A 10,246-nucleotide genomic window follows, 5' to 3' on the forward strand; every position below is an offset into this window, starting at 1 on the left:
ATGATGGAGCGCACCGAGATCCTGAGCACGATGAAAACCCTGAAGCTCTTCGGCATGAGCGCAGGCTACGACGAGATCGTTTCTGCCGCCGTAAAGCGCCAGCACGAGCCTCAGCGCGTCGTCGGCGATCTGCTGACCGCCGAGATGAGCGAGAAGCAGGCGCGCTCGATCAAGTACCAGATGACCATCGCGCGGATGCCGTTCGCCAAGGAGATCGAGGAGTTCGCCTTCGAGGACACGCCGGTCAACGAGACGCTGGTGCGCGATCTCGCCGGCGGCGCCTTCCTCGAGCAGCAGCGCAACCTCGTGCTGGTCGGCGGCACAGGCACGGGCAAGACGCATCTCGCCGTGGGCATCGTGCGCGCCTGCATCCGCGCCAGCGCTCGAGGGCGGTTCTTCAATGTGGTCGACCTCGTGAACAAGCTCGATGCCGAGGCCCGCGGCGGTAAGCAGGGCCGCACCGCCGATCTCCTCGGCCGGCTCGACTTCCTCGTGCTCGACGAACTCGGCTACCTGCCTTTCGCCCAGACCGGCGGCCAGCTGCTCTTCCACCTGATCAGCCGGCTCTATGAACAGACCTCCGTGATCGTCACCACCAACCTCGCCTTCGGAGAATGGCCGAGCGTCTTCGGCGATGCCAAGATGACGACCGCGCTCCTCGACCGCCTCACCCACCACTGCGAGATCATTGAAACAGGCAACGAGAGCTGGCGCTTCAAGAACCGCGCCTGACCCCACATCAGCAGACCGCACGCGCAGCCCTGATCGCCCCTCCGCCTACGGCTCCGGGCCGATCAGGGCTGCGCGAAAACCCGCTCCGAAGGGGGGTCCTTTTTCGGCGCCGATAGGGGGTCCCGTTTCAGTGCTGTTTGACACGGGAAAAGCCGGTTCGAGCCGCAATAGGCTGTGCCGTACTCGGTGATAGCGACAATGTAAGTGGATTGGCGGCAATACCGCTCTATCACCCCCAAACGGAATGAATGGACTGGTTTGTAATCGACGAAAGGACCTCAAGACCATGACCACGACGAACAACATCGCCGATAAGATCGCGAGCGAACAGAGCATCACCAAGACCCAGGCGAAGGCGATCGTCGAAAGCGTGTTCAAGAAGATCGCCAGTGCAGCCAATTCAGGCGAGGAAACCAGCATTCCCGGCTTCGGCAAATTCAAGGTCAAGGATGTGCCAGCGCGCGACGGCCGCAATCCGGCGACCGGTGGCACCATCAAGATAGCCGCTTCGAGGAAACTCACCTACATGCCGGCGAAAGCCGTCAAGGATGCGCTCAACAGCTGACGACCGACCTCGCGGTTCATCACCGAAATGAATCGGCACGCGCCAATGATTCAAAGCATTCATTGGACGCATGCATCGTGACGCGCGAATCTCAGCGTCATGATCGCACAGCGCTATCAGGTCTATGTGGAGCGACGGGAAGCGGGCCGGAACATGGCCCGCTTCTATGCCCTGTCGATCGAAGAGACGCTGTTCGGAAATCCTTGCCTCGTTCGCCGCTGGGGCCGGATCGGCACCCGCGGCCGGTCGGTCCAGCATAGCTGTGACGATGAAGCCGAAGCCGTCGGATTGTTCCTTCATTTTCTGCGCGCGAAACGGATGCGTGGTTATTCTCCGAGCGTCTGCCTCGCAACACGGCTGAGCGGCCCCGCCTGATTGACGGAGCCGCTCTGTTGCCAGGTTACTCTCGGTTGCTGATGGGACGCGACCAGATCAGCTGCATCCCCTCTTCGCCTTCCACCTCGACCAGGGTAGCGTAGATCGGAGCCGGGAAGCTCGGATCGTCCAGCTTGACCGAGAGATAGTCGCGTTCGGTCCCCTTCGCCTGCTTCTGCCAGGCGGCGCCCAGTTCGACGGCGCCGGAGAAGATGCGAAACTGCGGGCCGTTGTCGGACGGGTTCTCGACGCGCTCGAAGCGGGCCTTGACGTTCAGCGCGAGGGTCTTGATCTGCCCGGCGAAGCCGCTCTTGGTCGTGGTGAAAGAGCCGATGTTTGCCATTGTTCTGTTCCTTTCAGTGTATCGGGACGCGCCCATCGCGGCCTCGATGGCTGTCGAAGAGACCGGGAACGAACGGCGCGCACCTGAAAGGCCGGAATGAAATGGAGGACGGCGGGCCGGGGCTTTCTTGTCTCGCGAGGAATGGCGGCCCAGCCGGCAGGGGAAGAAAGCGACGGCTCACCGTTGCGACAAGCCGGGCGAGGCGAAGCCGGCTTCCGGTCAGACATGCCGGATCGAGACCGCGTTGGGTGAGCTCCGTGACAATCGGCGGACAAGGAACAGGCAAAGACATGGCAAATGCGCCGACCACTGCCGGAGTGACGTCTGATACCAAGGGTCGTTTGATCTGACTCGGGCGTGATTTGCCATTGAATGGTTTTGATGAGTCCCTGTTTTGAGACAGGGAGCTTTGACGATGCCAGGATTGATCATTCGAGACGATCTTTCGGCCGATCAGCTTCGGGCGCTGGCCCGGCGCGAGAGGAATGGACGAACCGCGAGCCGTTTGCTGGCGCTTGCGAATGCGCTCTCGGGCATGAGCCGGACAGAGGCGGCCAAAGCTGCGGGCATGGATCGGCAGACGCTGAGGGACTGGGTCCACCGCTACAATGATGCGGGGGTCAGCGGCCTTCACGATCGACCAAAGGGCCATCCCAAGCCGAAGCTGACCGAGGGCGAGGAAGCCGCTCTCGCCAACGTCGTTTTCCGCGGTCCCGATCCCGACAAGGACGGCGTCTCGACCTGGACGACGCAGGCACTCGCGGACTGGATCGCGGAGCGGTTCGGCAAACGGATGAACCGCAGGAGCGTCTCGCGCATCCTGAGGCGCAACGGCTTCTCTCATCAGAAGGCGCGGCCATCCCATCCGCAGAAGGATCCGAAGGCCGGCGAAGCCTTTCAAAAAGGGGGCTCGAACGCGCCCTGAAGGAGGCCGAAGCGGCCCATCCGGATAAGCGGATCGAACTCTGGTTCATGGACGAGGCGCGGGTCGGACAGAAGGGCCGAACCTGCCATCGCTGGTGGACGAAGGGAAAGCGACCGCCGGGTCTTTGCGATCAAGGTTTCAAATGGGCCTACATCTTCGGTGCCGTCGAACCGCGGACAGGGCGCTCCTTCGCGCTCGTCATGCCGCACGTCGACGCCGAGATCATGAACCTTTATCTCGACGCCTTCGCCGAGACGATCGATGATGACACCCACGTCGTCATGGTTCTCGACGGCGCCGGTTGGCACAAACCGGAAGCTCTCGACGTGCCGGGCAATATCACCCTCGTCATCCAGCCGCCCTATAGCCCGGAGCTCAATCCCGTCGAACGCCTATGGCTCTACCTTCGTGAGACCTCCCTCAGCCTGCGCGTCTTCCGCGACCGGGATCACATCATGGACGCATGCTGCGACGTCTGGAACCGAGCAACTCGCGATCTTCAAACGGTCATCTCGCTATGCCGATATCCCTGGATCGAACGGGTGCTTTCTTGAGTCCGACGGTATGACCATTGGATTGATGAATCTCGCCGCGTATGGAGTTGACGCGTTTGCTGGATTGGGAAGCCTGACAATGCGTCCGTTTGCTCGCATTCTGGACGACAGTAAAGGCGAACGGAAAGAGAAAGCAGACATCCCACCGGACTGGCCTTGCTGGCAAAGCCGCTCGATCCCGACCGACGGCCTTGGGCTTCGGATTCCTGTGGTGTGAAGAGGCAAGCAGAGCAGCTGCTCCGTCGTGCTCATGCATCGTCCCGACCGCGCCATGAAAGCAAGCGCCAGGAGCCGGACGCCGGCGCCAGGCGAAAACGCGCGTAGGTGAACCGCGGAGGGCTGATCGTCCTCCGCAGTCGCATTCGGATCTAAGATATCAGGCCGCATCCCGCTCTTCATTGCGATCGGCAGGCTGAAGGCGATGCAGATAATTGACCGCTCGCTGCGCATAGGCGGCCGCCTGGAAGATCGCCCGCTTGTCGTCCTTCAGCACTTGCAGTTATCCGCAGCAGTCCATAATGCGAAGGAACACTACCAGATTGGCCGAAGCCCGGGATTTCTAGCCACATTCCTCCGCATTATTTCACAGCGCGTCGAGCCAGGCGCTGGCGGTCGGCGCTTAACGGAGTCGAGTTTTGCGCGGATTATCGACCGCGATGCGCTCTTCAGCTTTCTGCCCATAGCGGCATAAAGGTGCAGCGGTACGGCTCGCCGAGACTTGAAGGATGGAACGACCGGTTTTTGGCGTTGCCGTTGGTCAAGGGGAACGGCAAACTTGGGTGGAAAGCTTCCGGTCCGCTTTCGGCCAAAACTTGATGGAAGCTGCCGAACACCAAAGGGAACAAGACTACAACGCCAGACGGTCTATCCGCCGCGAGCCGGAGACGTGAGCGGATTCTCGATCGAAGCCAAGCGACCCAGTTCACCCTTCTCGAAGAGGGTCCGGTCGGCAATGTAGGCACGTGCCATCGGAAGTGCGTCGACGCCCCAGAACATCTCGTTCTCGATCATCAGCGTCGGAACACCGAAGACGCCCGCCTGCACGGCCTCGTCGGTGTTACGGCGAAGATCGTGCGGCATCGTGGACGTGGTGGCCGTGCCTTGATCGATCTGCCCCGTCAGTCGATCCCAACTCTCGTCATCGTTCGGGTCGTGCCCGTCCCGCCAGATGTGCTCGAACACCCGACGTGTGACCTGCGGGTCGCCTCCCGTCTCGCAGAGAAGTCGAAGCGCCCGCAGCGGTTTGAACGGATGGGCGGGCGGAAACCTGAAGGGGACGCCGCGACGCTGCGCCTCGAAGGCACATAGCCGATAGGTGTGCATCCGCTTCGAGGGGATCTCCGCCGGGCCGAGCTGGCCATGATGCTTGAGGAGCCCTGCGAAGAGGATCGGGCGGTAGGAGATCGGGATCGAACGCGACAGTTCCTCTACCTCCTCCAGCGCGAGGTAGGCGTAGGGGCTGATGATGTCGAAGTACCAGATGGCCTGCATGGTCCTGCTCCCTCCGTGCCGTGGCGAACTATTTGATGAGCGCGACGACCTCGCGGAACCGCGGGTGCTTGCAGGTGCCGAGCCACTCGAACACCACCATCTCCGTCGTCACGATCTCCGCCCCGTGCCGCTCCATTCGGCGCACCGCCGCCTCCTTGTTCTCGATCCGTCTGGAGCCGATGGCGTCGCGGACGACATAGACCGTCCTCCCGGCCTCCAGCAGACCTAGGACGGTTTGGAGAACGCAGACATGGGCCTCGCATCCCGCGACGACGACGGCTCGGTCCTCCGGGGCATGATCCAGCATCCCGAGCGACCCCGTGGCATCGAACGTCATCTTCGGCAGCACCGCGCCGGGCGCGCTCAACGCCTCGACCGTGCCGCCGAGCCCGGCCGGGTTCTGCTCCGTGAAGACGCAGGGCACCTCGAGCTTTGCCGCCGCATCGAGGAGGCGGCGGGCATTCCCGATCGCCGCGTCCGCCCCCTCGATCACGGGCATCAGCCGGGCCTGGAAGTCGACCACGAGAAGGGTCGAGGCACTTGCATCGAGGATCGGCATCACTTCGCTCCCGCGGTGAGACGAACGACACGCTCGCCGACATAGGCTTCCATCCGCTCGTCGGCGGAGGCATCAAACATCCGGATGCGGCCAGTGTGAAGGAGGAGGAGCAGGCCCGTGGCATGCGCGAAGGTGTCGACCACCAGAAGTTCGGCATCCGACCGGGACGCACCCGCCTCCACGGCCGCATCCGCGATAGGGTTCAGCGCGGCCGCGAGAGCCTTGTTCAGGTCCTCGTCACGCTCACGCCCGAGGCCCTTCGGCTTCATGCCGCCCCGGAACAGGTAGAAGCCGAGATCGAGGTCGCCGGGGTTCTCCGCGTAGAACCTAAAGAAGGCCATCGCCGCCGCACGCAGCCGCTCCGCCGGCCCCGCCGCCTCTGACACCGCCCGGCCCACATGGTCACCGAGGGCTGCGAGTGAACCCCGAAGAACCTCCGCGTAGATCGCCTCCTTGGAGTCGAAGTGGAAGTAAAGCGCCGCCGGCGCGTACCCGGCGCGCATGGCGATGGCGCGCAGGCTGGCACCCTCCAGACCGTCCTGGGCGAACACGTCGCGTGCCGCGTCCAGAATGAGCGTACGCTTGTGCTCGCTCACCGCCTGCTGCCGTTCCGATCGTCGTGCCGCCATGCCGTCCGTCCTTTTCGATCTAACGCTTGACACAAATTCGAACAGTGTTCAAGTTTGGAGTCATTCGAGACATTGGACCCTTAGGCTAGGAGAACGCCATGCTGATGGATGCCGCCGCGTACCGGGAGTCCCTGCGCGCCTACAAGCCCCGCGTCTTCGTCGACGGCCAGCGCGTCGAGAGCATCGCCGACGAGCCGCTCCTGCTTCCCGGGATCAACGGTGTCGGGGTCACCTACGACTTCGCCCATCACCCCGACCATATCCCGATCATGACCGCCCGGCAGGGAACGTCCGGCAAGACGGTCAACCGCATGCTCCACATCAACGAGACCTCGACCGACCTTCTCTACAAGCTCGAGGCCGTCCGGCTCGTCTGCAAGGTCTCGGGCTGCGCCCAGCGCTACCTGACCCATGATGCCCTCAACGGCATCTTCCAGGCGACGAAGCGCACCGACGACTCGCACGGGACGGACTACTCGCAGCGCTTTCTCTCCTACCTCCACGACGTCCAGGACCGGGATCTCACGCTAGGCGTCGCGATGACTGATGCCAAGGGTGACCGTTCCAAGCGGCCCGGCCAGCAGCAGAACCGCGATGTCTACGTCCACATCAAGGAGCGACGCCCAGATGGCATCGTCATCTCCGGGACGAAGGCCATCGTGACAGGCGCGCCGTACATGCACGAGTTCCTCGTCATGCCGTGCCGCACCCATACCGCGGAGGATGCCGACTTCGCGGTCTGCTGCGCGGTTCCCGTCGACGCGCCGGGGGTAACGATCGTCGCACGCCGCGCCGGGCGCCCCGGCGAGGCGGCCGCGAAGTTCTCGGCCAAGTACGGGCAGTCGACCGGCGTCGTGACCTTCGAGGACGTGTTCGTGCCGCACGACCGCGTCTTCCTCGCCGGGGAGCACGAGGAAGGCGGCTTTCTGACCACCTCCTACGCCAACCACCACCGCCACTCCTGCATCGGGGCGCGGGCCGGGTTCGGCGATCTCTTGATCGGGGCCGGCGCTCTGATGATCGAGGCGAATGGCCTCGATGCCGACCGCCACGGCCACATCCGCGAGCAGATGGTCGACTTGATCACCATCACCGAGAGCTTCTACGCCTGCGGTGTCGCGGCCTCTGTCTACTGTGCCAAGGACCCGGCTGGCTCGGTCATGCCGGACTCGGTGTTCTCGAACATCGGCAAGCTGCTCCTCGCGACCAAGATCTACGACATGCACAAGGTCGCCCACTACGTGTCGGGTGGCTTGATCGTGGCGCTTCCCGGTCCCGACGAGGACCACAATCCCGAGACGAGGGCCTCGCTCTCGGCGGTCCTCGGCGGCCGGCCCGACATCCCGATGGAGCAGCGCATGGAGGTGTCCCGGTTCATTGAGGACCTGACCGTTTCCAACCAGGGCGGCTGGTACTCGGTGATCTCGCTCCACGGCGGCGGTTCCCCGGAGGCGATGAAGCGCGAAATCTGGCGCAACTACCCCGTCATGGAGAAGGTAGCGCTGGTGGAGAGCCTCCTCGACCGCGGCGTCATGGACGACGGACAGCGCGTCTCGAAGCAGCCGGGCCGTTGCTGCGTCACCGGGTGCGAGGTGCCGAAGCTTCCCGATGCCCAGAACGCCGAAGAGGTCGCGGTGTCCGCGGCGGGGTAGCGACTGGCGCGCCGAGGGCGGGAGGCTCCCGGCGCGCGACGAACGACATCCGGACGGCGCTGGGAGGAGACACGCGCATGGGTTACCGCGACACCTACGACCGCTGGCGGAATGACCCGTCGGGCTTTTGGATGGAGGCGGCGAACGACGTCGACTGGTTCTCGCCGCCGACGGTCGCGTTCGAGCCGTCTGCCGGGGTCTACGGCCGCTGGTTCCCCGACGCGACGTGCAACACCTGCCACAACGCGCTCGACCGTCATGTCGAGGGCGGACGGGCCGACCAGGCCGCGCTCGTCTACGACAGCCCGGTCACCGGGACGAAACGGACGTTCACCTATGTCGAGCTTCTTCGGGAGGTGCAGGCGTTCGCGCTGGTGCTGACGGACCTTGGGGTTGCGAAGGGCGACCGGGTTGTCGTCTACATGCCCATGGTGCCCGAGGCCGTGGTCGGCATGCTCGCCTGCGCGCGGATCGGCGCGGTCCACTCCGTTGTCTTTGGCGGCTTCGCGGCCCGCGAGCTGGCGACGCGGATCGACGACGCGATGCCCAAGATCATCTTGTCGGCATCCTGCGGCATCGAGCCGGGCCGGACGGTCGCCTACAAGCCGCTCCTAGACGAGGCGATCGCGCTGGCCGCCCACAAGCCGTCGGCATGCGTCGTCCTCCAGCGCGAGCGCCTGAAGGCCGAGCTGGCCGACGGACGCGACCACGACTGGCATGACCGGCAGCGGAATGCCCTTGCCGACTTGGCAGGAGGTCGTCCGAGCCCGTGCGTCGAACTGGCTGCCACCGATCCGCTCTACATCCTCTACACGTCGGGAACGACGGGACGTCCCAAGGGCATCGTGCGCGACAACGGCGGGCACATGGTCGCCCTGCGCTGGACGATGGAGGCCATCTACGGGATGGCCCCCGGCGAGACATACTGGGCTGCCTCCGACGTCGGCTGGGTGGTCGGGCACTCCTACATCGTCTACGGGCCGCTCCTGCACGGCTGCACCACCGTCCTCTTCGAAGGCAAACCTGTCGGCACGCCGGACGCAGGGACGTTCTGGCGCGTCATCGCCGAGCACGGGGTCAGGGTGCTGTTCACGGCGCCGACGGCGATCCGGGCGATCCGCAAGGAGGATCCCGACGCCCGGCACGCCGCCGGTCACGACCTGACGGGACTGCGCGCCCTGTTCCTCGCGGGCGAGCGCGCCGATCCCGAGACGATCCGATGGGCGGAGCGTCTCCTGGACGTTCCCGTGATCGACCACTGGTGGCAGACGGAGACGGGCTGCGCAGTTGCCGCCAACCCACTCGGCCTCGAGCGGCTGCCTGTCAAGCACGGTTCCCCGGCGGTGCCGATGCCCGGCTACGGCATCCGCATCCTCGACACGGAGGGGCGGTCCGTTTCGCCGGGCGTGATGGGCAACATCGCCTTGGAGCTTCCGCTGCCGCCCGGCGCGGCGGTCACCCTGTGGGGTGCCGACGACCGCTTCCGTTCGAGCTACCTCCAGACCCAACCGGGCTACTACGACACGGCGGACGCGGGCTCCGTCGACGAGGACGGGTACATCTGGGTGATGGGAAGGACGGACGACGTGATCAACGTCGCCGGCCACCGCCTGTCGACCGGGGCCATGGAGGAGGCGGTCGCGGCACACCCCGCCGTCGCCGAGTGCGCGGTGTTCGGTTGCCGGGACGAGTTGAAGGGCGAGGTGCCGTTCGGCTTGGTGGTGCTTAAGTCGGGCGTAGACACGCCGACGACGGACATCGAGGCAGAGATCGTGGCCACCGTGCGCGACCGCATCGGCCCGTTGGCAGCCTTCAAGAAGGCGCTCGTGATCGACCGCCTTCCGAAGACTCGATCGGGCAAGATCCTGCGCGGAACGATCAAGCGGATCGCCGACGGCGAACCCTACACTCCGCCAGGCACCATTGAGGATCCCGCGGTCCTGACGGAAATCGAAGGGGCGATCCTCAACGCTAACGAGCGTTGAGGATCGGAAGGTCTGCTTTCCAGCTTGGTGAAATGAACGGCGTACGTCTTGGAAGAGGTCGAGAGGTGAAGGTCTCCTTTTAGCCGAAAAATCCAATGCGTGGCCTCTGCGTTCCGATGGCAAACTTCTGCGGTCATTTTGACCAGCAGAGGAGCCATCGATGTCGAATACCAATGACCAACTGATCACAGAACTCAGAACCGTACTGTCCAGCCAGCAATACAGCCCGATCGTGGTCGGGAATTACTGTGCCTATGCGCGCGGCTTCCTTGACTACCTTTTACGGCGGTGGTCTGCCCCCGAAAAAGTGGCTCTTGCGCAGGTTGTGTGGTTTTACGCGGCCAAGAGGAGTCGACGGCGCAAGAGATCGAGGTTCCCACGTCCGTACATTGAGCGCTTGAGAAGTTTGAGCTTGGTGACCTGGCCCTCCGTTTGG

Annotated in this window: 12 protein-coding genes and 2 pseudogenes; 9 read left to right on the forward strand and 5 right to left on the reverse strand. The window is 64.2% G+C overall.

The features are described from left to right. The first annotated feature begins 3 nt into the window (after positions 1-3). From istB to GTK09_RS25185, 3 genes are all read left to right on the forward strand, one after another. Positions 4-732 (forward strand): IS21-like element helper ATPase IstB, encoded by a 729-nt coding sequence (gene istB / locus GTK09_RS25175; RefSeq protein ID WP_163466178.1) that lies wholly within the window; start codon positions 4-6, stop codon positions 730-732. Positions 733-1,018: 286 nt separating this feature from the next. Then, a complete protein-coding gene (locus GTK09_RS25180; RefSeq protein ID WP_163466166.1) occupies positions 1,019-1,297 on the forward strand; it encodes an HU family DNA-binding protein in 279 nt (92 codons plus the stop codon). 99 nt (positions 1,298-1,396) lie between these two features. Then, a complete protein-coding gene (locus GTK09_RS25185) occupies positions 1,397-1,672 on the forward strand; it encodes a WGR domain-containing protein (RefSeq protein WP_163466167.1) in 276 nt (91 codons plus the stop codon). 25 nt (positions 1,673-1,697) lie between these two features. Here the strand turns inward: GTK09_RS25185 and GTK09_RS25190 are convergent, their stop codons facing one another. Next, the gene (locus GTK09_RS25190; RefSeq protein WP_163466168.1) at positions 1,698-2,015 is read right to left on the reverse strand and encodes a DUF736 domain-containing protein; all 318 of its coding nucleotides are present in this window, start codon (positions 2,013-2,015) and stop codon (positions 1,698-1,700) included. Positions 2,016-2,430: 415 nt separating this feature from the next. Here GTK09_RS25190 and GTK09_RS27900 point away from each other — a divergent pair, with 415 nt between their 5' ends. Genes GTK09_RS27900 through GTK09_RS25210 form a run of 3 tightly spaced genes read left to right on the forward strand, consistent with a single transcriptional unit; the run spans position 2,431 to position 3,711 of the window. Beyond that, positions 2,431-2,940, forward strand: a complete 510-nt coding sequence (locus tag GTK09_RS27900) for an IS630 family transposase (protein WP_163466169.1) — start codon at positions 2,431-2,433, stop codon at positions 2,938-2,940. A 47-nt stretch (positions 2,941-2,987) separates the two neighbouring features. After that, positions 2,988-3,494, forward strand: a complete 507-nt coding sequence (locus GTK09_RS27905) for an IS630 family transposase (RefSeq protein ID WP_281353541.1) — start codon at positions 2,988-2,990, stop codon at positions 3,492-3,494. A 10-nt stretch (positions 3,495-3,504) separates the two neighbouring features. Continuing rightward, the gene (locus tag GTK09_RS25210; protein WP_163466170.1) at positions 3,505-3,711 is read left to right on the forward strand and encodes a hypothetical protein; all 207 of its coding nucleotides are present in this window, start codon (positions 3,505-3,507) and stop codon (positions 3,709-3,711) included. Between the two features lie 159 nt (positions 3,712-3,870). Here GTK09_RS25210 and GTK09_RS25215 read toward each other — a convergent pair. From GTK09_RS25215 to GTK09_RS25230, 4 genes and pseudogenes are all read right to left on the reverse strand, one after another. Next, positions 3,871-3,993: pseudogene (locus tag GTK09_RS25215) on the reverse strand (antirestriction protein ArdC); the annotation flags it as partial. A 365-nt stretch (positions 3,994-4,358) separates the two neighbouring features. Further along, complete coding sequence (locus GTK09_RS25220) at positions 4,359-4,985, reverse strand: 2-hydroxychromene-2-carboxylate isomerase (protein WP_163466171.1); 627 nt, start codon at positions 4,983-4,985, stop codon at positions 4,359-4,361. A gap of 28 nt (positions 4,986-5,013) precedes the next feature. After that, the gene (locus GTK09_RS25225) at positions 5,014-5,544 is read right to left on the reverse strand and encodes an isochorismatase family protein (RefSeq protein ID WP_163466172.1); all 531 of its coding nucleotides are present in this window, start codon (positions 5,542-5,544) and stop codon (positions 5,014-5,016) included. Further along, the gene (locus GTK09_RS25230; RefSeq protein WP_163466173.1) at positions 5,544-6,173 is read right to left on the reverse strand and encodes a TetR/AcrR family transcriptional regulator; all 630 of its coding nucleotides are present in this window, start codon (positions 6,171-6,173) and stop codon (positions 5,544-5,546) included. The genes GTK09_RS25225 and GTK09_RS25230 overlap by 1 nt, the downstream gene beginning before the upstream one ends. 98 nt (positions 6,174-6,271) lie before the next feature. Here GTK09_RS25230 and GTK09_RS25235 point away from each other — a divergent pair, with 98 nt between their 5' ends. The 3 genes and pseudogenes from GTK09_RS25235 to GTK09_RS27270 all read left to right on the forward strand — a co-directional run. Then, on the forward strand, positions 6,272-7,825 hold the full coding sequence (locus GTK09_RS25235; RefSeq protein ID WP_163466174.1) for a 4-hydroxyphenylacetate 3-hydroxylase family protein: 1,554 nt from the start codon (positions 6,272-6,274) through the stop codon (positions 7,823-7,825). A 77-nt stretch (positions 7,826-7,902) separates the two neighbouring features. Continuing rightward, positions 7,903-9,810 (forward strand): propionyl-CoA synthetase, encoded by a 1,908-nt coding sequence (locus GTK09_RS25240; protein WP_163466175.1) that lies wholly within the window; start codon positions 7,903-7,905, stop codon positions 9,808-9,810. Between the two features lie 160 nt (positions 9,811-9,970). Continuing rightward, positions 9,971-10,246: pseudogene (locus tag GTK09_RS27270) on the forward strand (hypothetical protein); the annotation flags it as partial.

It is taken from the genome of Jiella pacifica, assembly GCF_010500815.1.
In the GTDB taxonomy this organism is placed as follows: Bacteria; Pseudomonadota; Alphaproteobacteria; order Rhizobiales; family Rhizobiaceae; genus Jiella; species Jiella pacifica.

Excerpts from the sequence above, each read along its gene's own strand:
- istB (WP_163466178.1), top strand. The coding sequence starts at position 4 with ATGGAGCGCACCGAGATCCTGAGCACGATGAAAACCCTGAAGCTCTTC.
- GTK09_RS25180 (WP_163466166.1), top strand. The coding sequence starts at position 1,019 with ATGACCACGACGAACAACATCGCCGATAAGATCGCGAGCGAACAGAGC.
- GTK09_RS25185 (WP_163466167.1), top strand. The coding sequence starts at position 1,397 with ATGATCGCACAGCGCTATCAGGTCTATGTGGAGCGACGGGAAGCGGGC.
- GTK09_RS25190 (WP_163466168.1), bottom strand. The coding sequence starts at position 2,015 with ATGGCAAACATCGGCTCTTTCACCACGACCAAGAGCGGCTTCGCCGGG.
- GTK09_RS27900 (WP_163466169.1), top strand. The coding sequence starts at position 2,431 with ATGCCAGGATTGATCATTCGAGACGATCTTTCGGCCGATCAGCTTCGG.
- GTK09_RS27905 (WP_281353541.1), top strand. The coding sequence starts at position 2,988 with ATGGACGAGGCGCGGGTCGGACAGAAGGGCCGAACCTGCCATCGCTGG.
- GTK09_RS25210 (WP_163466170.1), top strand. The coding sequence starts at position 3,505 with ATGACCATTGGATTGATGAATCTCGCCGCGTATGGAGTTGACGCGTTT.
- GTK09_RS25220 (WP_163466171.1), bottom strand. The coding sequence starts at position 4,985 with ATGCAGGCCATCTGGTACTTCGACATCATCAGCCCCTACGCCTACCTC.
- GTK09_RS25225 (WP_163466172.1), bottom strand. The coding sequence starts at position 5,544 with ATGCCGATCCTCGATGCAAGTGCCTCGACCCTTCTCGTGGTCGACTTC.
- GTK09_RS25230 (WP_163466173.1), bottom strand. The coding sequence starts at position 6,173 with ATGGCGGCACGACGATCGGAACGGCAGCAGGCGGTGAGCGAGCACAAG.
- GTK09_RS25235 (WP_163466174.1), top strand. The coding sequence starts at position 6,272 with ATGCTGATGGATGCCGCCGCGTACCGGGAGTCCCTGCGCGCCTACAAG.
- GTK09_RS25240 (WP_163466175.1), top strand. The coding sequence starts at position 7,903 with ATGGGTTACCGCGACACCTACGACCGCTGGCGGAATGACCCGTCGGGC.